Genomic DNA, 23,467 nt, shown 5'->3' with positions numbered 1-23,467 from the left:
CGGATACCTTCGATTGGAAAGCCGCCTGAACACATGTCAGGCGGCTTTCGTTCTATAATGCGGGCGTGACCAGACCTCTCTGCGGACATGTGAAAGCAACTACCGAAGCCCGCCACCCAGCCACGGAAACCGCTCCCGAAATGACCAAGGCCTTTCTGATCATCGACGTGCAGAATGCTATTCTCTCAGGAAAAGCCTCGCCGGAGCGGCAGCCTCGTATCGATGCCGCGCTCGACGAGACCGTCGCACGGTTGGCAGCGCTATAGGAAAAAGCCAGGCGGCGGGCGTGCCGATCGTGCTCGTTCAGCATGACGGCGGCGACGGCCATCGATTGGCTGTCGGCACGCCAGGCTGGGCGCTGCGCGAGGAGATCGCGCCGGGACAAGGCGAGATCGTCGTCCGCAAGAAAAGCGCCGACTCCTTCTTCGAAACCGATCTTGCCGAACGCCTAGACGAACGCGCAATCACCCACCTCATCGTCGGCGGCTGCATGTCGCAATTCTGCGTCGATACGACAGTCAGGCGGGCCGTCTCGCTCGGATATGACGTGACGCTGGTCGCCGATGGCCACATGACCGGCGATACGGCAACCCTCACCTTCTCCGAGATCATCGCCCATCACAATGAAACGTTGACGGTTTCGACGCAGGCAAGGCGACAGTAGAAATCCGCCCCGCCGCCGACATCGCCTTCTCATAAAGTTTTTCAGGCAGCACGAAAACCGGGACCATCAAGCGGCTCCGGTTAGACTGTGACATTTGCGACATACCCGGGGGCGGTCCCTCGAATAGAGGATGTTCTCGAAGCGGATCACACCCTTTGCGCGGCCGAGGCGCATCACTGGAGTATTACCGTTCTTGCCCCGCCAATGTAGCTGAAGTAGGTGCGGAGGAGAGGCAATTGATGCCGCGATCTTTCTATTGAGCATTGCCGCCATCAGTCCGGGCCAGATCATCTGACGCCCAAGCCTGAATTGCCTGATTGAACACACGCTCACCATCCTCGCCCTTTTCAAGCGTCAGCAGCGCTCGTGTGCCGTTCTGATAAAAGATCGGCAAATCAATCCATCGGCGTTTACCAAGCAATTCGATGTTTTTGGCGCGAGCATCAGGCAAACCATTGAGCGCCAGCATATAGAGAGTGTCAGTGACCTTGCCGGCCACGGCTATCAACATGTCGCCGCGAGTGCCTTCCGTGGTCTTCATCGACATGCTCGTCCAACTATTAATTCCGCCTCCTTCAAATCCTGCCGCGATCTGAAACGATAGTTCGAAGAGATGGCTCGCAGCGATCGATAGATCCGTGTTTCGTTCCAGCGTCAGTACAGCCGTCAGGTTACGCTGCGGAATTTCCATGTGGCCCCGCACGACTGGATCGGAGTGGCCCTTGGCGTCAGTCCGCATATCGATTGACCAAGTCACCGAGCCAGCCAATGCCGTCGGCTCCGGCATTCCAACTCTCTCCTCATAGAGAACTATTTGAGCTTTGGTAGCCGGCAAATTGGTGGCGGAGGATGGGCTGAGATAGACAGGTTCCTCGGGCAAGCTGGAATATTCGAACGGTGTCTGCTGGCCATCGGTTTTATTTCGGACATAGGCAGAGACGCGTCTGAAAAGAAAATTCACCTCAAGCCTGGGCATCTCCAGGAACTTCAGCAGGCCCTCGGTATAGGGGCTGTGATCGGAATCGACGCCATTTGCAGTGGCGCCCGCCTCCGCCGAATAGCTGACGAGCAAATTCGGCGTTGGTTCGATCCCCGCAAGCCCTCGTCCGATGGAACGGCTGGCTCCGTTTGGCTTCATATTCAGCACAAAGGGATTCTTGCGGTATACGTCGAGAAGGACGATGCGAAGACCTTTGACGCTGCGAACAGCATCCAGAACATTGTCCAACGTCACGGTTTCAGGGGTCGCCTGCGCTTCTGTGCTTAAAGTGGCATCCGTCGGAATGAGATAGTTGGAGCCGTTAAGCTCCATTCCGTGTCCGGCGTAGAATACCACGGCAATATCTGCCCCGGCCGCAACATCGGAAAACGTCGACAGAGCGGAATCGAATTCAACCTTTGTCGCATCATGAACGACCGTCACCTCGAAACCCATTCGCCGAAGCGCTGCGCCGATAGCAGTCGCGTCATTTCCGGGATTCCGAATCTTTTCGACCTGGCTATAGGCCGAGTTGCCAATCACCAGCGCAACGCGTCCAGATGACGCAAGGCTGGAAAGAGCAGAGAAGATGAGCACACATATGCCAACGACCAAAACCATTGCCGAGCGCATCATAGAAATCCCACCTCACGCAGCGTAATGCTGTCTTCCAGCGCCTTAGATCGAAATGAGCGTGGCCGCAAGGATTGTGCGAGATCCGACGCTTCATTCCTCGCTGCAGGCCGAAAGCCGCTCGACGTCGGCAAGGCCAAAGCCTGACATGGTGAGACAAAAGGAATCAGCTGTGGATGACCCTTTTTTATTGCCCGCTGTCCTTCATTCCGTCACAAACTTTTCTGATCCGCTCACATTCAAACAAACGGCTCACTCCACCATCCAAACGACAGAGACAGCAACATTGATGACCAAGACGACATCCAGGCTCCTTGCCACCGCGCTCTCTTCCTTTTTCCTGATGGGCGCTTTCACTCAGGTTCAGGCAGGCCAGGCAAGCTTCGTCGTGGATGTGCAGTCCGGCCAGATCCTCGAAGGTTCCAACCAGGACGATCTGAACTATCCGGCGTCGCTGACCAAAATGATGACGCTCTATCTCGCCTTCGAGGCCCTGCATGACGGGCGCCTCAACTGGGACCAGAAGCTCACCATGTCTGAGAATGCCGAGAGCAAGGAGCCCTTCAAGCTCGCTGTCGGCGCCGGCCGCAAGGTGACGCTGCGCGAAGCGGTCGAAGGCATTGTCGTGCTCTCTGCCAATGATGCGGCTGTGGCGATCGCCGAACAGCTTGGCGGCTCCGAACAGGTTTTCGCCAAGGCGATGACCGACAAGGCACGCCAACTCGGTATGAAGGATACGGTCTTCAAGAATCCGTCGGGCCTTCCCGATCCGGAGCAGGTCACCACGGCGCGGGACATGGCGACACTCGGCGTTTCGCTGATGCGGGACTTCCCCGAAGAGTTCAAGCTCTTCTCCATGCGCGGCTTCCAGTTCCGCGGCATGAAGCTGCGTGGCCACAACAACCTCATGTATCGCTATGACGGCGTCGACGGCATCAAGACCGGCTACACCGATGCATCGGGCTACAATGTCGTGACCTCGGCGCTGAAGGATGGCCGCCGCGTGGTCGGCGTCGTCATGGGCGAAAAGACTGCGAGCATACGCGACGACAAAATGGCAAGCTTGCTGGACAGCACCCTGTCGCCGTCATCAAGCGCCACAGCTTCCACGACGCCAGGCACGCAGCCGGGCGCGACGATGACGGATTCGCAACCGACGAAATAGGCCCGATGAGCGGAGACTTGCCGGCAGGATTTTGCTAGCGCATCGGCCCGAAAATCGGAAGCGATTTTCGGAAAGCACGATGCGTAGACTCAAAGAGTTAGAGCGTCCTTTGTGCGTCCCAAAAGGCGCACGGCGCTCTAACGGGTTATCTGAACGCGACTTCCAGATGCTGCCGGTCTTGCGCGATCACCTTGCAATTCGTTTCGAATCCTTCGCCTTTGATGGCCAGGACAAATTCCGAAGGAATGCCTGATGTATTGGAGACTGAAATGCCGGCGCTCTCCGAGCCTATGGATTTGACGGTGCAGTCGATGGTCGAACGCCGATCGTTGAACAGGATCGAACCCGCCTTCAGCACCCGCCGTCGAGCCCCAATGGCGTGATCGGCGTGGATGGAACTCCACGACACGCAACGATTCCGACCACCATGCTTGGCCTGATACATTGCCGCATCCGCCTGAGCCAGCAAGGTCTCGATCTCCTTGCTGACGATCGAGAGTGCCGAAGTTCCAAAACTGGCTGTGACGGTCAGGGCGCCGTGATCGCCGCGTATGATCTCGGAGGCGATGGCGGCTCTGAGTTTCTCGGCAACTGCAACGGCACCTTCCCGATCGACATGCGGCAGGATGACGGCAAATTCCTCGCCGCCAAGACGGCCGAACAGATCACCGGCTCGAAGGGTCGCCTTGCAGGTCGATGCGACCGCCTTGAGGACCTCGTCCCCGGCCGCATGTCCATGCGTATCGTTCACCTTCTTGAAATGGTCGATATCGAAGACGATGCATGAGAGGTCGTGCTTGTGCCGCAAAGCGAGCGAAATGAGCTGATCTGCCTCCTGCTTGAAGGCACGCCGCGTCATCGCCTCGGTGAGGCTGTCGATCGCGGCCGACTGCATGAGCTCGATGCGGTCCATCGCCGCGCCCGCCAGTTCCTCGAGAATGCCGAGATCTCTGTTGCCGAACGATCTTGGCCTGCGGTCGATTGCGCATACCGTTCCGATCATGTGCCCGGCTTTTGTTCTCAACGGCACACCGGCATAAAAACGAATACTGTCCTCGCCCGTCACCGCAGGATGCTGTGAAAACCGCGAGTCCCTGGTAGCGTCCTGCACGACAACAGGCCTTTCACAGTCCACGACATAGCGGCAGAACGTATCTTCGCGCGACACCTCGTCGCCCGCGAGGCCGGAGCAAGCCTTGTACCATTGCCGATGCGCATCGATCAGCGACACGATGCCGATGTCGATGGAAAAGACCTCCTTTATCAGGCGTACGATCCGCTCGAAGCCCTCGTCTCTCGGCGTGTCGAGCAGATCGAGCTGTTGCAGCGCAGCCAGGCGATCATTTTCGCGCTGGATCGCCTCCGATGACGATTTCCCGAATACTCGCGCAACCACCATGCAGCATTCCTCCTGAAAGGGACTACATGATGCGTTCCATAAATTCGTGAAGAAATTGAATACGATGACGACCCCTATGCCATGGGATCAAATATTTTTCACAATCGACAACCCCCGATATTCACGGGGCGGCACCGAAATTCAAATTCAAATTGAGCGCAGCGTCCAGCTGACGATCTCGGAGGCGACGTTGGAGAAGGCGCGGTCGAGGCCTTTGACGAAGCCGTCATTGTCGCCGCCGGCCGGCGCCATGGCGCGGAACACCTTCTGGGCGCGCACCGAGCCGTTGCGATCATTGAGGATCTTGGCGGAAATTTCGACCACCGCCTGGTTGCCGTGCGAAGCGTCGATCTCGAAGGCGCGGATATCGGTGACGATCTGGTAGTCGATCGCCAGCCCCTGCCCCGGCATGCCGACGCCGCCGAGCTTGCCCGAGTTCTCGAAGGCTTCCACCAGCTTCGACTGCACTATGCGCGGCAGCTTGTCGCCCCACTGCGCCTTTGAGAGATACTGGATTTCCGAAGGCGAAACACGGATGACGATCTGCTCGCTGTCGAGCGACCTTAGCGCCGTCGGGCTGGCGATCAGGATCTGGCGGGATTTGGCCGCGGGTCCACTGCCGTCGACGGCAGCGGGCAGGTCATAGGTGTCGTTCTTGGCCGCGGTGCCGCACCCCGAAAGGATCAGCGCCGTCAGCGGCAGCGCGATCACCGTTCCCCTGATCCGTGAACGGCGCGACAACAAATGCGATGCGACCATATTAGGCTACCCCTGATTTCCCAGTTAACGCCGCGTCCGGCCGTCATATTGCTTCACCGTGTCCCCGCCGAAGATCAGGCGTTGCGGATTGCGGTCGAAGTTGGTGATCGTATCGTTCAGATTGCTGACGGTTCCGCGCATGTCGTTGACGAGAGTCTGCACGTCGCGCAAGCCGCCGCTCGAGAATTTCTGCAGATTGTCGGCAATCGGTCCAATGCGCGAATTCAGGTTGTCGGCGACCTTCTTGAAGGATTCCAGCGTATTGCGCGCCTCGGTGAACAGCGATTGCGTATTGTCGGTGCCGAGCAGCGCATCGACCTTGATGAGAATGCCGTCGATGCGGGTCGAGGCCGAATTCAGCTTGTTGGAAAGCTGCGATACGTCCTGGATCGTCTGGTCGATATCTTTCTGACGCGCCGAAACCGTGTTGGCGACCTCGCGGATCGAGGCGACGGCGGCGCGCGCATCCTTGGTCGCCTGCGCGATGTCGTCCACGGAACCCTTCACCTTCGCCGGGTCGATCTGGGCAACGAGCGTATCGACGCGATCGAGTGTCGCCTGTGCCTGCTTGCCGAAATCGTTGAAGGTTGTGGCCGTCTGGTCGAACTTCTGGATCGCGCCCTTGAGGTCGCCGGAGGCATCGGCGACATTGGCGGTAATCTTCTCGGCATTGGAGACGATGTTGTCGATCTTCTGCGCATCGACCGCCTTGACCAGCGACTCGACGGCTTGAAGCGTCGAATCGACACGGCCGGAGACCGCCTTCACCGTATTGGAGAGCTCACCCACGCTCTGCAGGAAGGCGTCGATATTGCCGGAATTCTTGGCAAGCGCATCCGAAAACGTCTCGGCATTCTTGAAAGTCTCGGTCAACGGCCCGCGCGAATCTTCGATGAAACCCTGAAGCTCGCCGACCGCGTCGTTGGCGCGATCGAGGATCTTGTCGGCGGTTGCCAGAAGATTGGTGACGCTCGACTGGTCGGCAACGATGACGGCGCGTTTGCCGTTATCGATCGCATGCTGGAGGATGCTTTCCTCGCCCTTGCGGCCGCCCGAGAGTTCGATATAGGCAGCCCCTGTCAAACCCTGGATTTCAAGGGCGGCCTTGGTGGAGGGGTAGATCGGCGCATCGGTGCGCACCTGGGTGAAGGCCAGCGAATATTGCGGATCGTCGGCATCGATCGACAGCGTCTGCACCGAGCCGATCTGGATGCCGTTGAAGCGCACCGGCGAGCCGACGCTGAGACCGTTGGCCGAGCCCGGAATACGAACGATCAGTTCCGTCATCGGGCCGCCGCGGCCATATTCGGCCATCCAGTAGACGAAGCCAAAGGCAGCCGCGATCACCAGCACCGTGAAAAAACCGACAATCGTGTAATTGGCTTTGGTTTCCATCTTATCCGGTCACTTTCCGCTGCTGTCGTGCCGCGCGGCAGCATCGTTCTGCGGCACAATCGACCGCGCGCGTTTGCCCTTGAAATAGGCCTGCACCCACGGATCGTCATAGGCCAGCATGTCGTCGATCGTGCCTTCCACCATTACTCGCTTCTTTCCGAGCACGGCAATACGGTCGCAGACCGAAAACAGGCTGTCGAGGTCGTGCGTCACCATATACACGGTCAATCCCAGACTATCGCGCAGGTTGGCGATCAGTTCGTCGAATTCGGCCGCACCGATCGGGTCGAGGCCGGAGGTCGGCTCGTCCAGGAAGACGAGTTCCGGATCGAGTGACAGTGCGCGGGCAAGGGCTGCGCGCTTGATCATGCCGCCGGACAGTTCGGATGGATATTTGTCGGCGGCATCGGCTGCAAGCCCGACCATACGGATCTTCAAATGCGCCAATTCGTCCATCAGCGAGGTCGGCAGGTCGAGATATTCGCGCATCGGCACCTGGATGTTTTCCTTGACCGTCAGCGACGAGAACAGCGCTCCCTGCTGGAACAGCACGCCGAGCCGCATGTCGAGGGCGTTGCGCTGCGGTTCATCGAGCTCGTCGAAATCCTGGCCGAGGATCTTGATCGTGCCGGAGCGGCGCGGCAGCAGCCGGAGCACCGTGCGCATCAGCACCGATTTACCCGTGCCCGACGCGCCGACGAAGCCGAGGATCTCGCCGCGGTAGATATTGAGGTTCAGATTGTCGAGCACGACCTTGGAGCCGAAGCCGACGGTGACGTCGCGCGCCGACAGCACGATGTCCCTTTCGTCCTTGTCTTCCGTATCGATCGGTTTCTCGTCCACGCGGTCCGCCATCCTAGAAATCGATCGCTGCATAGAACATCGCAAAAAGCCCGTCCATCAGGATGACGACGAAAATCGCCTTCACCACCGCGGCCGTCACGTGCTGGCCGAGCGATTCCGCGCTGCCGCCGACCTTCAGCCCCTCGACGGCGGCGACGATGCCGATGACCAATGCCATGAACGGCGCCTTGATCATGCCTGAGAGCACCGTCGACAGTGTGACCGCCTCGTGCAGGCGCGACAGGAAGTTGGCGAAGGTGATGCCGGAATAGCCCCAGGCGACGGCGGCAGCACCGCCCAGCGAGGCGAAATTTGCCAGCACCGTCAAAAGCGGCAGCGCTATGGTCAGCGCCACTAGCCGCGGAAAGATCAACACGCCGATCGGGTTCAGCCCCATCACCTTCAGCGCGTCGATCTCCTCGCGCATCTTCATCGAACCGATTTCGGCGGTGATCGCGCTGCCCGAGCGGCCGGCAATCATGATCGAGGTCAAGAGCACGCCGATTTCGCGCAATTGCAGGATGCCGACGAGATCGACGACGAAGACCTCAGCACCGAAGTAGCGCAGCTGGAAGGCGCCTTGCTGGGCGATGATCGCCCCGATCAGGAAAGACATCAGCAAGATGATCGGAACGGCGCGAACGCCCATATGGTCGATCTGGTTGACGATCGAGGCAGGCGAAACGCCGCTGCCGCGGCCGAACTTCATCTGCGCGCCGCGCACAGCCGAGCCGAGGATATACATGGCAGCGGCGAAATTGTCCCAGACCTCATAGGTCATTTTGCCGATCGGCGCGAAGATGCGCGTGGCAAGCGAGACTTTCTCCACCTGCTCCGGCTCGGGCTTAGCCGGCTCCTCGGAAAACATCTCCAGCATTTCGTCGATATGCGAGTTGGTGCCTTCGAAGCGAACCGTCCGCCCGCCCGCCTCTTCTTGCTTCTTCAGCCGGCACAGCAGCCAGATGCCGGCGGTGTCAATCTCCGAAATCTCCGAGAGGTCTACCGTCAGATCGCCATTCTTCTTTTGCAGGAGCTTTTCGAAATCGCGCAGCACCAGATGGATGTAAGCGCTGCGCCAATTGCCCTGAAGACGCACACGCTGTCCCGAGCCATCAGCCTGGTCGTCCACTTGCAGTGAGGCGGCGTTGCGATTCTCGGCGTTCAAGATACTTGTGTCTTTCAAGGCTTACAGCGACATTGCCGAATCGCGAAGCAGATCGTTCGCCCGGCGCGTCAATATACAGAAGCACCGTGCAATTTCCATGCTTGCAGGAGAGCAATAATGCCGCGCACCCTCGATATCCAGATGAATTCCTTTCCGATTGCCGGGACCTTCACCATCTCGCGCGGGGCAAAGACCGAGGCCGACGTCATCACCTGCACGCTTATCGAAGAGGGTAAGCAGGGGCTTGGCGAATGCGTGCCCTACCGCCGCTACGGCGAGACCATGGAGAGTGTTTTCGCCCAGATCGAGGCGGCGCGACCGCTGATCGAGGCCGGCATCTCGCGCCGCGACCTGCTGTCGGCGATGCCGCCGGGTGCGGCCCGCAACGCCGTCGATTGCGCCCTCTGGGACCTGGAGGCGAAACAAACCGGTGAAAGCGTCGCGGCCCGTCTCGGCCTTTCCGCTCCGCAGCCGCTCACCACAGCCTACACCATCTCGCTCGGTGAGCCGGAGGTGATGGCCGCCCAGGCCCGCGAACATGCCGGCCGTGCACTGCTCAAGGTCAAGGTCGGAACCGGGGACGATGAAAGCCGCATCCGCGCCGTCCGCGCGGCCGCGCCCGATACCGCCATCATCCTTGATGCCAATGAGGGCTGGCCGGAAGCGGTGTTGGAACACCACCTCAATATCGCGGCGCAAGCGGGTGTGGCCCTCGTCGAACAACCGCTGCCGGCCGGTCGCGACGCGTTGCTCGCCGAAATCCGCCGCCCGCTCCTCGTCTGCGCCGACGAGAGCGTCCACCACACCGGCGATCTCGCAAGCCTTGCCGACCGCTACGACGCGATCAACATCAAGCTCGACAAGACCGGCGGCCTGACGGAGGCGCTGTCGATGAAGGCCGAGGCCGAACGGCTTGGATTCAGCATCATGATCGGCTGCATGGTCGGCACCTCGCTTGCCATGGCGCCCGCCGTTCTGCTCGCCCAGAATGCCGATTTCGTCGATCTCGATGGTCCGCTGCTGCTTGCCCGCGACCGCGAACCCGGCCTGCGTTACGCCGCTTCCCTGGTCTTTCCGCCCGAAACTAACCTTTGGGGCTGAAGATAATAGGCGAAGATCACGAGGCCGAGGCCGGAGAACGCGACTACGGCCATGAGGTAATAGCTGACGACGCCGAGCCAGGCATAGAGATAACCCGACGCCAGGGTCATCAGCGCCATCGCCATGCCGACATAGAAGAAATAGGCGCCCTGCGCCGAGGATTCCTGCGTCTCCTGCACCGTAGCCACGATCCGCCGCTGCACGCCGGTATGCACGAAGGCGTAGGTGAAGCCGTGGAAACACTGCAGCAGGAAGAAACCGGCAAAGCCCGTATTCATCGGAAACAGGATCCAGCGGCAGACGCTGATGGCGCAGCCGAAGCGGATCAGCGTCCAGGCGTCGAAGCGACGGCTGAGGCGCTTCGACAGGAAGAACACCGTCACTTCCGAAGCGACGCCGGCGCTCCAGAGCAGGCCGACCTCGGTGCCGGAAAAGCCGAGGTGATGCCAGTAGATCGAGGAGAAGGCGTTGAGCACCGCATGGCTCGATTGCTGGATGGCGACGCCAATCAAGAGCAGCAGCAGGTGCGGCTTACGCAGGCCGCTGCCGGTGGCGGCCGGAAGATCGATCGGCTGGCCGCGGCGCCGCGTCGGCCCGATGCGCGGACAGAAGATCGCCATGACCACGGTCATGATAAAGCCGAACGCCATGACATCAAGCACCATCCCGCCGCCCCACCGGTTGATCAACTGGCCACCGACCAGCGTCGAGACGATGAAAGCAATCGAGCCCCAGACCCGCATCGATCCGTAATCGAGACCCCAGCGGCGCACGCCCGATATGACGATCGATTCGACGACCGGCACATAGGGCGCGAAGGTGGCGCCCTGCAGCGTAAAGACGATGAAGACAGGCCAGAAAGTCGTCGTCCAGTAGAGTGCCACCGCCGTCAGCAGCGAGAGGCCGCCTGACCAGAGCAGCACGTCGGCGCGCTCCTTCATCCGGTCGGCGATCATGGCGACAACAGGCGCCACCAGCACGCGCACCACCATCGGAACGGCCAGGATCACACCGATTTCGTGGTCGCTGAAGCTGTGGCCCGCAAGCCAGACGGGGAAGAACGGCAGGACGATGCCGTTGACGAGCAGCGGCGCGCAATAGGAAAGCGCGCTGAGCAATCGGAAGCGCGGCGGCGCTCCCTCACCCGTCGGGGAAATTTGAGCGGGAATCATGGATGGACCTGAAGGAAACTCGTCGTTGTCCTAACACACCACCCTGGAAGCGACTATTGCGAGAAATAGCCCTTCTGAAACGTTTTAGAAAATAAATAGGGCCTGTCGCCTGACGGTAACGGCTAAATTCCTACTGCAAAATTTCAAAATGCTACGGTATCCTTTGCGCGTCTCAAAAGACGCGCGGCGCTGTAAAGCGCGGGCGCCAAAATCAGGCGGCCTGCGGGGCCAACTCACCCTCGTCATGCATTTCGATGGCGGCAAGCGCCGGCACACTGCTGGCGAGCGCCCGCCAGGTGATCAGTTCGAACGTGCCATCCTCGTGCTCGGCGACCGCCGTGCAGCTTTCCACCCAATCGCCGGTGTTGATGTAGCGGATGCCGTCCATATCCTGGATGATGGCATGATGGATATGTCCGCAGATCACGCCGTCGGCGCCGTTTTTGCGGGCTTCCTCGGCCACGACGCGCTCGAATTCGCCGATAAAATTGACGGCATGCTTGACCTGCAGCTTCGCCCAGGCCGAGAACGACCAGTAGGGCATGCCCAGCCGGCGGCGCACTGCCGCCAGGATGATGTTGATGCGGATCGCCGTGTCATAGGCCCAGTCGCCGAGATAGGCGAGCAGCCGGGCGTTGCGGACCACGACGTCGAACTCGTCGCCGTGCAGGATCAGGTATTTCTTGCCGTCGGCGCCGTCATGCATCATGCGCTCGACAACCTCGATGCCGCCGAAATGCATGCCCGGGAAGGCGCGCAGGAATTCGTCGTGATTGCCTGGAATATAGACAACGCGCGTGCCCTTGCGCGCCTTGCGCAACAGTTTCTGGACGACGTCGTTGCAGACCTGCGGCCAGTACCAGCTGCGCTTCAGGCGCCAGCCGTCGACGATGTCGCCGACGAGCACGATCGTATCGGCCTCGTGGTGGCGCAGGAAATCCAGCAGGAAGTCAGCCTTCGCGGCCTTCGAGCCGAGATGGACATCGGAAATGAAGAGCGTGCGGAAATGTCTGGGTTCCATCATGTCTTTCACGAGCTGCCGCTCATGTCCCATCTTTCATCTAACCTTCCAAAACCAGACTCGTGTTTCAGGAAGATGACAAGCTGGGGAAAAGCCCTGCAAACCTGTTCATCCCACGTGGGCGGTATGCCCGTCGCCGCGTGGCCGCATGGCCGTCGCCGCGTGGGCAGTATGCCCGTCGCCGCCAGGTCCGCGGACAAGGTTGCCCTGTGCATTCAGGGCGTTCATGATGACGGCGATTCATATCCGACAATGCGGGATGGCTGATGCGTCTCTTTCTCGTTCGCCACGGCGAATCCCTCGGCAACACCAACGAACAGGCCTACCGCCAATTCGGCGATCACAACGTGCCGTTGACGCGATGGGGCCATCGGCAGGCTCTCGAAGCAGGCGGCGTGATCGCGTCCTATCTCAAGGCATTGCCGAGCGCGGGTTTCGGCAAGCTGCAGATCTGGTATTCGCCCTTTCTCAGGACCCGGCAGAGCAAGGATGCGCTGCTCGAAGCCCTGCCGGAAAGCTTCGTCGGCGATATCAGGGAGGATTATCTGCTGCGCGAGCAGGATTTCGGTCTCTTCACCGAAATCTATGACCACGCCGAACAGAAGCAGAAGTTTCCCGAGGAGTTCGAAAAATGGGCGAGGCTGCGCAGTAACAGCGGCAAGTTCTACGCCCGGCCGCCGGATGGCGAAAGCCGGGCGGATGTGGCCCAGCGGGTGCGTCTGTTCCTGCAGACAGTCATGCACGACGCCGAAAATAGCGACCACACCGTCGTGATCGTCGGCCATGGCGTCACCAACCGGGCGGTCGAGATGAATTTCCTGCACCGCCCTGTCGAGTGGTTCGAGCGCTCCGACAATCCCGGAAATGCCGATATCACGCTGATCGAGGGGACGCGCTCGCAAGGATACGAGTCGATCCTGCTGCATCAGGCCGCCGACCGGCAGCCGGGACAGGAAGGCGAATTGCGCGATGCCTATGGCGCCGACGTGACGATCACGCCGAAGCCGACTGCATAATTCCTGAAATCGGACCGCCGCAAAGGTCTGCGGCGGGTTGCGCAAGGCAACCCGCCAACTCTTCACCTCAGCTCGGCGACGTGACGGTTGCCGGCTCCTGTCCGGTCGGCACCTCCTCATTCACAGTCTCTGGCCGCTTCGTCCTCAAGAGACGCAGCACGAAGACGAAGAAGACGGGAACGAAGAAGATCGCCAGCACCGTCGCCGAGATCATGCCGCCGAGCACGCCCGTGCCGATGGCATTCTGGCTCGCCGCACTTGGCCCCGTGGCGATCGCCAGGGGCACCACGCCCAAAGTGAAGGCGAGCGAGGTCATGATGATCGGCCGGAAGCGCAGACGGGCACCTTCGATCGCGGCATCCATCAGCGATTTCCCCTCGGCAAAACCGTCCTTGGCGAATTCGACGATCAGAATGGCATTCTTCGCCGATAGTCCGATGATCGCGATCAGGCCGACCTTGAAGTAGATGTCGTTGGACATGTCGCGGCTCATCACCGCGAGCACGCAGCCGATGACGCCAAGCGGCACGACCAGCATCACCGACAACGGGATGGACCAACTCTCGTAAAGCCCCGACAGCAGCAGGAAGACGAAAAGGATGCTGAGGCCGAACAGGAACGGCGCCTGCGATCCCGATCTCAGCTCCTCCAGCGACTGGCCGGTCCATTCGAAGCCGAAGCCGTCGGGAAGTTCCGAGGCCAGCCGCTCCATTTCGGCAATCGCCGCCCCCGACGAATATCCAGGCGCCGGAGCGCCAGAGATACGTACGGAAGGGTAACCGTTATAGCCGACGATCTGCGCCGGTCCCTTCTGCCATTCGGCGACGGCGAAGGACGATAGCGGCACCATGCCGCCGCTCGCATTGCGGACATTGAGCTTCATCAGGTCTTCCGCCTGAAGTCTGCTCTTGTCCTGTGCCTGCACGATGACGCGCTGCATGCGGCCCGAATTCGGGAAGTCGTTGACATAGCTCGAGCCGAGATTGGCGGTGATCGTGCTGTTGATGTCGGCGAAGGCGACGCCGAAGGTATTTGCCTTCTCGCGATCGATAACGAGCACGAGCTGGGCTGAGTCAGGCATGCCCTCCGGTCGGATGCCTGATATGATGGGGTTCTGCGATGCCTTGCCGATCAGCATTCCCGCCGCCTCGGTCAGTGCCGCCTGGCCTTTCGCCCCGCGATCCTGAAGGCGGAAGGTGAAGCCGTTGGTCGTGCCGAACCCTTCGATCGGCGGCGGCGACAGCGCGAAGGATGTGGCGTCCTTCAGCCCAAACAGCTGCATATTGGCGCGGTTGGAGATCTCCTGTACCGAATTGCCGGCGCCGCGTTCGGCCCAGTCCTTGAGCGTAACGAACACCAGGGCGGCGTTCGGTCCCTGCCCCGAGAAGCTGAAGCCCTGGATCGCGACGACGTTGGCAACGGCCGGCTCTTTCTTGAAAATCGCCTCGATGCTTTCGAGCGAGGCCACCGTGCGGTTGCGGCTCGCCTCCGGCGGTCCCTGCACGTCGACGATCAGGAAGCCCTGATCCTCATCCGGCACGAAGCTGCTCGGCAGGTTGACGAAGAGGTAGCCAAGGCCGATGAGCAGCGCGACATAGACGGCCATCACCCGCCAGGAGCGCTTGGCCAGTCCCTCGACGGTTCGGGCATAACGGCCGGTCAGCCGGTCGAAGTTGCGGTTGAACCAGCCGGCGATACCCTTCTTCTCGTGATGACCTTTGATCGGCTTCAGGAAGGTGGCGCAAAGCGCCGGGGTCAGCGACAGCGCCAGGAAGGCCGAAAACAGGATGGATACGACCATGGTCAGGCTGAACTGACGGTAGATGATGCCGGTGGAACCCGGGAAGAACGCCATCGGCACGAAGACGCAGGAGAGAACCAGCGTAATCCCGAGGATCGCGCCGGTGATCTGCCGCATCGCCTTGTGGGTCGCTTCCTTCGGTGACAGCCCTTCCACCGCCATCAACCGCTCGACGTTTTCCACCACCACGATGGCGTCGTCGACCAGAATGCCGATGGCAAGCACCATCGCGAACATCGTCAGCACGTTGATCGAGAAGCCGGCGGCAAACATGACAGCAAGCGTCCCGAGCAGCGCGACGGGCACGACGAGCGTCGGAATGATGGTATAGCGGAAGCTCTGCAGGAAGATGAGCATGACGACGAAGACGAGCGCGACGGCTTCTGCGAGTGTATGCGCCACCTTCTCGATCGATGCCGAGACGAACGGGCTGGTATCATAGGGAACGGAATATTCGACGCCATCAGGGAAGAAGCGTGACAGCTCCTCCATCTTCGCCTTGACCAGGTTGGACGTATTGACGGCATTGCCCGTCGACGACAGCTGGATGGCGATGGCGGCACTCGGCTGCCCGTTCAAGCGGGTCGAGAAACTGTAGCTCTCGCTGCCCTCTTCGATGCGCGCGACATCGCGCAGCCTGACGTTCGATCCGTCGGCATTGGCGCGCAGCACGATGTCTCCGAACTCCTTGATATCGGTCAGTTGCCCCTTCACCAGCACCGTCGCCGTCAGGTCCTGCGAGATCGGATTGGGCGCTGCGCCGATCTGGCCAGCTGCGACCTGGGCGTTCTGCGCCGATATCGCCGCGCTGATGTCGGATGCTGTCAGGTTCAGGCCGACCATCTTGTCGGGATCGATCCAGATGCGCATCGCCCGCTGCGACGCAAACAGCTGGGCGCGGCCGACGCCTTCGAGACGGCGCAGCTCGCCGATGACGTTTCGGTTGAGATAGTCGCCGAGCGCCACCTCGTCGGTCTTCCCGTCCGTCGAGGTCAGCGAGATGAACATCAGGAAGCCTGAGGACGCCTCCTCGACGGTGATGCCCTGATCCTTGACGGATTGCGGCAGCCGCGGTTCGACGCGGCGGATGGCGTTCTGAACGTCGACCGAGGCCTGGTCGATATCGGTGCCGGCCGCAAAGGTCGCGGTGATCGTCATTGCGCCTGAGGTATCGGAGGTCGACTCGAAATAGGAAAGGTGCTCGACGCCGTTCAGCTCTTCTTCGATCTGGCGAGTAACGCCCTGATAAATGTCCTGCGGCGACGCGCCGGGATAGCTGGTGGTGATGCTGAGCTGCGGCGGCGCGACCTTTGGATATTGCGCAACCGGCAGGAACGGTAGAGCGATCAGGCCGGCGAGAGAGATGAAGATCGCAAAGACCCAGGCAAGGATCGGGCGATCGATAAAGAAACGTGCCATCGATCTTACTCCGGCTTCTTGGCGTCACCGGACGCGAGCTGGCCATTCCGCCACTCTTCCGGGGCGACCTTTGCGCCCGGCTGCAGCTTCTGGCCGCCGTCGACAACGAGACGCTCACCTGGTGACAGGCCGCTTTCGACCACCCATTCATTGTCGAAGGATTGACCGAGCTCCACGTCACGCGGCTGTGCTACGTCTCCCTCCTGGACGACATAGACCTGCGCCTTGCCGTCGGCCGTGCGGATGACGGCGCGCTGCGGGATAAGGATCGCCTTCTCACGGACGGCCTGTTCGATGCGGACCCTGATGTAAAGACCCGGCAGCAGGTCGCCCTTCGGATTGGGAAATTCACCGCGAAGGGTGACCTGCCCGGTCGTCGCATCGACGCTGGCACTGCTGAAGAGCAGCTTACCGGCTTCGCCATAGACCGTGCCGTCATCAAAGACGAGCTTGATGTCGGCCTTGCCTGGTTCGGTCGACGTGAGGCTGCCGTTCTCGACCGCCCGCTTCAGCGCCAGCAGGTCTCCGGAGGATTGCATGAAGTCGGCATAAACTGGGTCGATCTGCTGGATCATCGCCAGCGCGTCGCCGGCGTCGGCCGTCACCAGCGCGCCTTCCGTCACCAGCGCGCCACCGATGATGCCTGATATAGGCGCGCGAACTTCGGTATAGCCGAGATTAATCTTCGCTTCGTCGAGCGCCGCCTGCGCCAGCGCGATATCGGCATCGGCCTGCGCAAGGGCGACGGCGGCCGCATCATATTCGATACCGCTTGCAACATCGCGGTCGCGCAGCGACTTCTGCCGGTCTAGCTGCTGGCGGGCATTCAGCTGCGTCGCCCTGGCGCGATCGAGGCTTGCTTCCGCACTGGCCACGCGGACCCGGAAAAGCGCCGGATCGATCCGGTAGAGCACATCGCCCTGATGAACGAGGCTGCCCTGCTCGAAGATCCGTTCCTGCAGGATGCCGGAAACCCTGGCCCGCACTTCGGAAACGCGCGTCGCGGCAATGCGGCCGGGCAATTCGCTGATAACGGGAACCGGACGCGCGTTGAGCGTCAGGACGCCGACGGCTGCTGGCGGCATCGCGCCGCCTTCCTGGGCGTAAGCCGGCAGGCCGGCACCGAATATCAGCGCCAGGACAAACGTATAACGCAATGATTTCGTTCGAAAAAGCATGTTCATTAGCCTTCCTGCTGGTCCCGCTGGGGTCCAAAAAAGCACAGCCCGCCGAAATGACGTTCGGCGGGCCTCCTCGGCCGACAGATAGTCGATCTTTTTTGCTTTGCAAGATACCTACCGGTTGGTATGATAGCATTATCATGATCGGAACTCCCATGGCCCGGCGATCCCGGGAGTGATACTGATCTTCTCAGGCGCCTCGGCGCGTAGCTTATCTCGAACACAGGTCATGCATTGGTAGATAGCCCCCGCAACAGAAAGAAACAGCCGGATGTCGTGCGGCAGGCTCTTCTCGATTGCGCCAGGAAGCTGGCGCTCGAGCATGGCCTGGCCGCCGTCAGCCTGCAGGCAGTCGCCAGCGCAGCCGGCGTGACCAAGGGAGGGCTGTTTCATCACTTCCCCAATAAGCAGGCTCTTATAGAGGCCGTGTTCGACGGCATGATGGAAAGCCTCGACCGCGAGATCGACGAGGAGCTTGAAAAGGATAAGGGCGGCCATGGCACATTCACCCGCGCCTATGTCCGCACCCTGTTTGCCGACCGAGCCCTTGCCAACAGCCCGTGGTCGGCGCAGACGATGACGGTGCTCGCCGACCCCTACTCCAAGAGCCTCTGGCACAGATGGATGAATGACCGGCTGGTCAGGCACGCCGAAACCGACATGGGAATGCGGCTGGAGATCGTTCGCCTGGCGGCGGACGGCGCATGGCTTGCCCATGTTTTACGGCCTGACGACCATGCCGCGTCCGACGACGCGGTTCTACTGCGTGAATTGATCGAACTCACCGAGGGGTGACAAGCAATTGGCGTCTCATCCCGCGCCCGGCTATATCACCCGAGCGCGGGGATGGTCGGGCTAGGCAGCTCGCACTGCCGCCATCGGTTTAACATTCTGGTTCATCCGGAACAGATTGTTCGGATCGTAGCGCCGCTTGATCTCGGCAAGGCGAGCGTAGTTGGCGCCGTAGGCAGTCTCGACGCGATCACCTTCGTCTTCGGGCATGAAGTTGATGTAGGCGGTGCCGACCGAATGCGGCTTGGTAGCCTCGAACAGATCCCGTGCCCAGCCTATGCAGCTTCCATCCATCCCGGTCTCCCGCCAGCGCGCATGCACATTCATGACGAAATGCGAACTGCGTTGCGGAAATGCGGTGGCCTCGGTGGCCACGCGGCCAGCCGCACCGCCGACATGACCGATGAAGATCTCGCATTCCGGGCCGGGCAGCCTGCGCACGGCATTAAGCAGAACCTCGATCGCGACATCGGGGAGAGATGCAAAATCCTGGCTCTTCCAGTAATTGCGTGCGCCGGGCGTGAGCAACGGGTCGAATGCCTGCTGCCAGCCGGTGAACGGCACCGGGCCGACGACGTCGGCAATGGGATTTCCGATCGCGCGCAATCGAGACGTTGCCTTTTCGCCCGCCGCGATGTCTCCGCAGTAGCACATGGCGAGCACGACGATTTCCTTGCCGTGCCATTCCGCGGGAAGGAACGGCAGCGGAGGCGCCTGGCGCATCACCACCCAGCAGGTCAGTTCGTCAGGTGCCGCGTCCAGCGCCTGTCGGTATTCCCTCAGCACCTTCTCCGCATCAGCGAAGGGATGTACGACCAGCCCGGCGAGAACCTCTGTGTTGAGAGGGTTGAGTTGGAACTCGAAGGAGGTGACGACGCCGAAATTGCCGCCGCCGCCGCGCAGCGCCCAGAAGAGGTCCGGCATTTCCTTTTCGCTCGCCTTGACCAGTTCGCCGTCGGCCGTCACTACATCAACCGAAAGCAGATTATCCAGCGTCAGCCCGAATTTGCGGGTCAGCCAGCCGAAGCCGCCGCCGAGCGTCAGGCCGGCAATGCCGGTCGTCGAATTGATGCCGGTCGGCAGCACCAGCCCGAAGGCCAGCGTTTCCTGGTCGACATCGGCAAGCGTGGCGCCCGGCTCGATCCTGGCGCGCCGCGTCTGCGGATCGACCCGCACCGATTTCATCGCCGACAGGTCGATGACGATACCGCCCTCGCAGACGGCGTTGCCGGCAATGCCATGGCCACCGCCACGCACTGAAACGAGCAGATTGTTGTCGCGTGCAAACCGCACCGCCCGCACGACATCGGCGGCACCCGCGCATCGCGCAATAAGCCCGGGCCGGCGGTCAATCATCGCATTCCAGATCGCCCGCGCCTCGTTGTAATCCATGTCCTTGCTGGTCAGGAGACTGCCGCGAAATCCGGCGGCAAAGGCATCGATGGCCACGTCATTGACCATCGTCTGCCCCTTTTGCAGGGTCGTCAGGTTCAAATTGTCCATGATTTCCTCCATGCGACCGGCGCCCCGCACCCTCGCGGCGGCATTTTGCGCTTGTTGAAGTCGTCAAACAAGTTTCCCAAAGGGATTAGTCCCGTGATGACGATACGTCAGCCCAATCTGAAGTGCCCTGGGGTACCCCCCTCTGCCCTGCCGGGCATCTCCCCCACAAGGAGGGAGATCGGATGGGCGCGGCGGCTTCCCCAAACAACTGCCGTAAAGTTATTTCGATGCTGCAGAGAGGAACGGATGATCCAACCGCTTGCCGATCTCCACCCTTGTGGGGGAGATGCCCGGCAGGGCAGAGGGGGTGCCACACAGTATACCCCCGCCCACCTCGCGAAAACTTCTCCCATCCCTCATTTCCATACTGTCGCCCGTATCCGATTGATGTATGGAGGGAGCTCAAAAGACGTGCACGGAGGCGGCGATGGATCACCCGGAAAAATCGAAGACGGAAAAGAACCTGACGAGCGGCGATCTCGACGAGCAGGCACTTTTCTTCCACCGCTATCCCCGCCCCGGCAAGCTGGAGATCCAGGCGACCAAGCCGCTCGGCAACCAGCGCGACCTGGCGCTCGCCTATTCGCCCGGCGTTGCCGCCCCTTGCCTTGCCATCCGCGACAATCCGGAGATGGCGGCCGAATATACCTCGCGCGCCAATCTCGTCGCCGTCATCTCCAACGGCACCGCCGTGCTTGGCCTCGGCAATATCGGCCCGCTTGCCTCCAAACCGGTCATGGAGGGCAAGGCTGTGCTCTTCAAGAAATTCGCCGGCATCGACGTCTTCGATATCGAGATCGATGCCGCAGGCGTCGACCAGATGGTCTCGACCATCGCCTCGCTGGAGCCGACCTTCGGCGGTATCAACCTCGAAGACATCAAGGCGCCGGAATGTTTCGAGGTCGAGCGGCGCCTGCGCGAGAAGATGAAGATCCCCGTTTTCCACGACGATCAGCACGGCACGGCGATCATCGTCGCCGCCGCGATCCTGAACGGGCTGGAACTCGCCGGCAAGGCGATCGAGAACGTCAAGATCGTCGCCTCCGGGGCCGGTGCTGCCGCCCTTGCCTGCCTCAACCTGCTTGTCATTCTCGGGGCAAAACGCGAAAACATCTGGGTCCACGATCTCGAAGGCCTCGTCTATGAGGGCCGCATCGAGCTGATGGACGAATGGAAATCCATTTATGCCCAGAAGAGCGACACACGCACTCTGGCCGAAAATATCGGCGGCGCCGATGTCTTCCTCGGCCTTTCCGCCGCCGGCGTGCTGAAGCCGGAGCTGCTGGCGCAGATGGCCGACAAGCCGCTGATCATGGCCCTTGCCAATCCGACGCCGGAGATCATGCCCGATCTCGCCCGCGCTGCCCGCCCCGACGCGATGATCTGCACTGGCCGCTCGGATTTCGCCAACCAGGTCAACAACGTCCTCTGCTTCCCTTATATCTTCCGCGGCGCGCTCGATTGCGGCGCCGAGACGATCAATGAGGAAATGAAGATGGCGGCCGTGCGCACCATCGCAGCCCTTGCCCGCGAAGAGCCGTCCGACGTCGCCGCTCGCGCCTATTCCGGTGAGACTCCGGTCTTCGGCCCGGACTACCTCATCCCCTCGCCCTTCGATCCGCGCCTGATCCTGCGCATCGCGCCTGCAGTCGCCAAAGCCGCCGAACAGAGCGGCGTGGCACGCCGCCCGATCCAGGATTTCGACGCCTATCTCGACCAGTTGAACCGCTTCGTCTTTCGCTCCGGCTTCGTCATGAAGCCGATCTTCACCGCGGCCAAGGCCGCCGAGCGCAAGCGCGTCATCTTTTCCGAAGGCGAGGACGAGCGCGTGCTGCGCGCTGCCCAGGTGCTGCTCGAAGAAGGCCTTGCCGAACCGATCCTGATCGGCCGCCCGCAAGTCATCGAGACGCGCCTGAAGCGCTACGGCCTGCGCATCCGCCCGCTGCAGGATTTCGAGGTCATCAATCCGGAAGACGATCCGCGCTTCCGCGAATATGTCGATCTCTATTTCTCCCTCGTCGGCCGGCGTGGCGTCATCCCGGAAGCGGCCCGCACGATCGTGCGCACCAACACCACCGTCATCGGCGCACTGGCGCTGAGGCGCGGAGAGGCCGATGCGCTGATCTGCGGCCTCGAAGGCCGCTACGAAAAGCACCTGCGCGACGTCCGCCAGATCATCGGCAAGCGCAAGAATGTCCGCGATTTCTCCGCACTCAGCCTGATGATCTCGCAGCGCGGCGCCACCTTCTTCACCGACACCTATGTCACCTTCAATCCGACTGCCGAGGAGGTCGCCGAGGCGACGGTGCTGGCGGCCGAGGAAATCCGCCGTTTCGGCCTCACCCCGCGCGCCGCCCTGGTCTCGCATTCCAATTTCGGCTCGCGTGAGTCCGAAAGCGCCACGAAGATGCGCAACGCCCTGCAGCTCGTGCGCGAAGCCGCGCCCGACCTCGAGGTCGACGGTGAGATGCACGGCGAAAGCGCCATCACCGAAGCACTGCGCAAGCGCGTCATGCCGGACACGACATTGCACGATGAGGCGAACCTCCTGGTCTTCCCAAACCTCGATGCCGCCAACATCACCCTCGGCGTGGTCAAGTCGATGACCGACGGCCTGCATGTCGGCCCGATCCTGCTCGGCACCGCCCTGCCCGCCCATATTCTCGCTCCCTCGGTCACCTCCCGCGGCGTCGTCAATATGGCGGCACTGGCGGTTGTGGAGGCATCGCAGCCGGCTTGAGCCGGTTCAGGCTGCTGACAAAGTCGGCCAACTCCCTTTCGTCATGCTCGGGCTTGTCCCGAGCATCTGCAGCCGGTTGATATGCAGCAGATATCAGGCCCGGGATAAAATCCTTTGGCTCCAAGACATGTCCTCATGCCGTATCAGGCACTCCGTATCGACAGGCGCCCTTTATCCGCAAGCGCATCGGCGCGTTCGTTACCGGCAATGCCGGAGTGGCCCTTGCACCAGGCAATGGCAATGAGCGGCTTCTGGGATAATTGAAGATCGACCGCTTTCCAGAGTTCCGCATTGGCGATAGTTCGGTTTCGAGCATTCCCATTGGGGTTGCCTTTCCTCCAGCCGTTGTTCCTCCAGATATGTCGCCGGCTGTTGCAGCCTTTGACGGCGTAGACGGAATCGGACCAGATGGTGACAGGCTCGCCGCTTGCCTCGCTGTTGATCCAGATTGCCGCCCTGAGCACGGCGGTCAATTCCATCGAATTATTGGCGGAATCTTCGGCGCCACCGAAGCCGGACGCGATTTCCGCCGCATCGCGATAAACGACGAATGCCCAGCCTCCGTGCCCAGAACCGGGTTCATAACAACCGTCCACGAAGACGTGGAAGCCGTGCTGGGTTTCCGGCAGCCCGACTGTCGTTGCGGGGGAGCTGAGTTCGTTGGCAATACCTGTCATTTTCGACGTCCGGATATGAGTACGTTCCCCAAGCGACTGAGG

17 protein-coding genes and 1 pseudogene are annotated in these 23,467 nt (G+C 61.2%); 6 read left to right on the top strand and 12 right to left on the bottom strand.

The window, feature by feature from the left end; translation table 11 throughout:
- Positions 1-140: 140 nt before the first annotated feature.
- Positions 141-699, top strand: a pseudogene (locus FFM53_RS00255) (cysteine hydrolase family protein).
- A 218-nt stretch (positions 700-917) separates the two neighbouring features.
- Here the strand turns inward: FFM53_RS00255 and FFM53_RS00250 are convergent.
- On the bottom strand, positions 918-2,279 hold the full coding sequence (locus tag FFM53_RS00250; RefSeq protein ID WP_138389051.1) for a caspase family protein: 1,362 nt from the start codon (positions 2,277-2,279) through the stop codon (positions 918-920).
- A gap of 286 nt (positions 2,280-2,565) precedes the next feature.
- Here FFM53_RS00250 and FFM53_RS00245 point away from each other — a divergent pair, with 286 nt between their 5' ends.
- Positions 2,566-3,441, top strand: a complete 876-nt coding sequence (locus tag FFM53_RS00245) for a D-alanyl-D-alanine carboxypeptidase family protein (RefSeq protein ID WP_138389050.1) — start codon at positions 2,566-2,568, stop codon at positions 3,439-3,441.
- A gap of 145 nt (positions 3,442-3,586) precedes the next feature.
- On the opposite strand, the gene FFM53_RS00240 is transcribed toward FFM53_RS00245, so the two are convergent.
- From FFM53_RS00240 to FFM53_RS00220, 5 genes are all read right to left on the bottom strand, one after another.
- Positions 3,587-4,840, bottom strand: a complete 1,254-nt coding sequence (locus FFM53_RS00240) for a sensor domain-containing diguanylate cyclase (RefSeq protein ID WP_138389049.1) — start codon at positions 4,838-4,840, stop codon at positions 3,587-3,589.
- 147 nt (positions 4,841-4,987) lie between these two features.
- Positions 4,988-5,599: an ABC-type transport auxiliary lipoprotein family protein gene (locus FFM53_RS00235; RefSeq protein ID WP_138329281.1), complete on the bottom strand. Its 612-nt coding sequence runs from the start codon at positions 5,597-5,599 to the stop codon at positions 4,988-4,990.
- A gap of 24 nt (positions 5,600-5,623) precedes the next feature.
- Positions 5,624-6,994: an MlaD family protein gene (locus FFM53_RS00230; protein WP_029875480.1), complete on the bottom strand. Its 1,371-nt coding sequence runs from the start codon at positions 6,992-6,994 to the stop codon at positions 5,624-5,626.
- A 9-nt stretch (positions 6,995-7,003) separates the two neighbouring features.
- Positions 7,004-7,849, bottom strand: a complete 846-nt coding sequence (locus FFM53_RS00225) for an ABC transporter ATP-binding protein (protein WP_018445167.1) — start codon at positions 7,847-7,849, stop codon at positions 7,004-7,006.
- A gap of 1 nt (position 7,850) precedes the next feature.
- The gene (locus FFM53_RS00220) at positions 7,851-9,020 is read right to left on the bottom strand and encodes an ABC transporter permease (protein WP_171598709.1); all 1,170 of its coding nucleotides are present in this window, start codon (positions 9,018-9,020) and stop codon (positions 7,851-7,853) included.
- Positions 9,021-9,119: 99 nt separating this feature from the next.
- On the opposite strand from FFM53_RS00220, the gene dgcA reads away from it, so the two are divergent.
- Positions 9,120-10,103 carry an N-acetyl-D-Glu racemase DgcA gene (gene dgcA / locus FFM53_RS00215; RefSeq protein WP_138389048.1) on the top strand — a complete coding sequence of 328 codons (984 nt, stop codon included), beginning with the start codon at positions 9,120-9,122 and terminating at the stop codon, positions 10,101-10,103.
- Here dgcA and FFM53_RS00210 read toward each other — a convergent pair.
- On the bottom strand, positions 10,055-11,275 hold the full coding sequence (locus FFM53_RS00210) for an MFS transporter (RefSeq protein ID WP_138389047.1): 1,221 nt from the start codon (positions 11,273-11,275) through the stop codon (positions 10,055-10,057). The genes dgcA and FFM53_RS00210 overlap by 49 nt on opposite strands.
- A gap of 211 nt (positions 11,276-11,486) precedes the next feature.
- Positions 11,487-12,329 carry a UDP-2,3-diacylglucosamine diphosphatase gene (locus tag FFM53_RS00205; RefSeq protein ID WP_024321852.1) on the bottom strand — a complete coding sequence of 281 codons (843 nt, stop codon included), beginning with the start codon at positions 12,327-12,329 and terminating at the stop codon, positions 11,487-11,489.
- Between the two features lie 233 nt (positions 12,330-12,562).
- On the opposite strand from FFM53_RS00205, the gene FFM53_RS00200 reads away from it, so the two are divergent.
- Positions 12,563-13,312, top strand: coding sequence for a histidine phosphatase family protein (locus tag FFM53_RS00200; RefSeq protein WP_138389046.1), 750 nt, complete (start codon positions 12,563-12,565; stop codon positions 13,310-13,312).
- 67 nt (positions 13,313-13,379) lie between these two features.
- Here FFM53_RS00200 and FFM53_RS00195 read toward each other — a convergent pair whose 3' ends face one another.
- Positions 13,380-16,532 (bottom strand): efflux RND transporter permease subunit, encoded by a 3,153-nt coding sequence (locus FFM53_RS00195; RefSeq protein WP_138389045.1) that lies wholly within the window; start codon positions 16,530-16,532, stop codon positions 13,380-13,382.
- A 5-nt stretch (positions 16,533-16,537) separates the two neighbouring features.
- Positions 16,538-17,716 (bottom strand): efflux RND transporter periplasmic adaptor subunit, encoded by a 1,179-nt coding sequence (locus FFM53_RS00190; protein WP_173883517.1) that lies wholly within the window; start codon positions 17,714-17,716, stop codon positions 16,538-16,540.
- 231 nt (positions 17,717-17,947) lie between these two features.
- Between FFM53_RS00190 and FFM53_RS00185 the strand changes: the two genes are divergently transcribed.
- Positions 17,948-18,508, top strand: coding sequence for a TetR/AcrR family transcriptional regulator (locus FFM53_RS00185; protein ID WP_138329274.1), 561 nt, complete (start codon positions 17,948-17,950; stop codon positions 18,506-18,508).
- Positions 18,509-18,568: 60 nt separating this feature from the next.
- Here the strand turns inward: FFM53_RS00185 and FFM53_RS00180 are convergent, their stop codons facing one another.
- On the bottom strand, positions 18,569-20,008 hold the full coding sequence (locus FFM53_RS00180) for an FAD-binding oxidoreductase (protein WP_138389044.1): 1,440 nt from the start codon (positions 20,006-20,008) through the stop codon (positions 18,569-18,571).
- A 427-nt stretch (positions 20,009-20,435) separates the two neighbouring features.
- On the opposite strand from FFM53_RS00180, the gene FFM53_RS00175 reads away from it, so the two are divergent.
- Positions 20,436-22,748, top strand: a complete 2,313-nt coding sequence (locus FFM53_RS00175) for an NADP-dependent malic enzyme (protein WP_138389043.1) — start codon at positions 20,436-20,438, stop codon at positions 22,746-22,748.
- A gap of 143 nt (positions 22,749-22,891) precedes the next feature.
- Here FFM53_RS00175 and FFM53_RS00170 read toward each other — a convergent pair whose 3' ends face one another.
- Positions 22,892-23,425, bottom strand: coding sequence for a ribonuclease H family protein (locus tag FFM53_RS00170; protein ID WP_138329270.1), 534 nt, complete (start codon positions 23,423-23,425; stop codon positions 22,892-22,894).
- Positions 23,426-23,467 lie beyond the last annotated feature (42 nt).

Source organism: Rhizobium indicum (assembly GCF_005862305.2).
Lineage (GTDB): Bacteria > Pseudomonadota > Alphaproteobacteria > Rhizobiales > Rhizobiaceae > Rhizobium > Rhizobium indicum.
Note: the sequence above shows the minus strand (reverse complement) of the source record. Positions and strands in the feature narration are given on the sequence as shown.

Excerpts from the sequence above, each read along its gene's own strand:
- FFM53_RS00250 (WP_138389051.1), bottom strand. The coding sequence starts at position 2,279 with ATGATGCGCTCGGCAATGGTTTTGGTCGTTGGCATATGTGTGCTCATC.
- FFM53_RS00245 (WP_138389050.1), top strand. The coding sequence starts at position 2,566 with ATGACCAAGACGACATCCAGGCTCCTTGCCACCGCGCTCTCTTCCTTT.
- FFM53_RS00240 (WP_138389049.1), bottom strand. The coding sequence starts at position 4,840 with ATGGTGGTTGCGCGAGTATTCGGGAAATCGTCATCGGAGGCGATCCAG.
- FFM53_RS00235 (WP_138329281.1), bottom strand. The coding sequence starts at position 5,599 with ATGGTCGCATCGCATTTGTTGTCGCGCCGTTCACGGATCAGGGGAACG.
- FFM53_RS00230 (WP_029875480.1), bottom strand. The coding sequence starts at position 6,994 with ATGGAAACCAAAGCCAATTACACGATTGTCGGTTTTTTCACGGTGCTG.
- FFM53_RS00225 (WP_018445167.1), bottom strand. The coding sequence starts at position 7,849 with ATGGCGGACCGCGTGGACGAGAAACCGATCGATACGGAAGACAAGGAC.
- dgcA (WP_138389048.1), top strand. The coding sequence starts at position 9,120 with ATGCCGCGCACCCTCGATATCCAGATGAATTCCTTTCCGATTGCCGGG.
- FFM53_RS00210 (WP_138389047.1), bottom strand. The coding sequence starts at position 11,275 with ATGATTCCCGCTCAAATTTCCCCGACGGGTGAGGGAGCGCCGCCGCGC.
- FFM53_RS00205 (WP_024321852.1), bottom strand. The coding sequence starts at position 12,329 with ATGGGACATGAGCGGCAGCTCGTGAAAGACATGATGGAACCCAGACAT.
- FFM53_RS00200 (WP_138389046.1), top strand. The coding sequence starts at position 12,563 with ATGCGTCTCTTTCTCGTTCGCCACGGCGAATCCCTCGGCAACACCAAC.
- FFM53_RS00195 (WP_138389045.1), bottom strand. The coding sequence starts at position 16,532 with ATGGCACGTTTCTTTATCGATCGCCCGATCCTTGCCTGGGTCTTTGCG.
- FFM53_RS00190 (WP_173883517.1), bottom strand. The coding sequence starts at position 17,716 with ATGAACATGCTTTTTCGAACGAAATCATTGCGTTATACGTTTGTCCTG.
- FFM53_RS00180 (WP_138389044.1), bottom strand. The coding sequence starts at position 20,008 with ATGGACAATTTGAACCTGACGACCCTGCAAAAGGGGCAGACGATGGTC.
- FFM53_RS00175 (WP_138389043.1), top strand. The coding sequence starts at position 20,436 with ATGGATCACCCGGAAAAATCGAAGACGGAAAAGAACCTGACGAGCGGC.
- FFM53_RS00170 (WP_138329270.1), bottom strand. The coding sequence starts at position 23,425 with ATGACAGGTATTGCCAACGAACTCAGCTCCCCCGCAACGACAGTCGGG.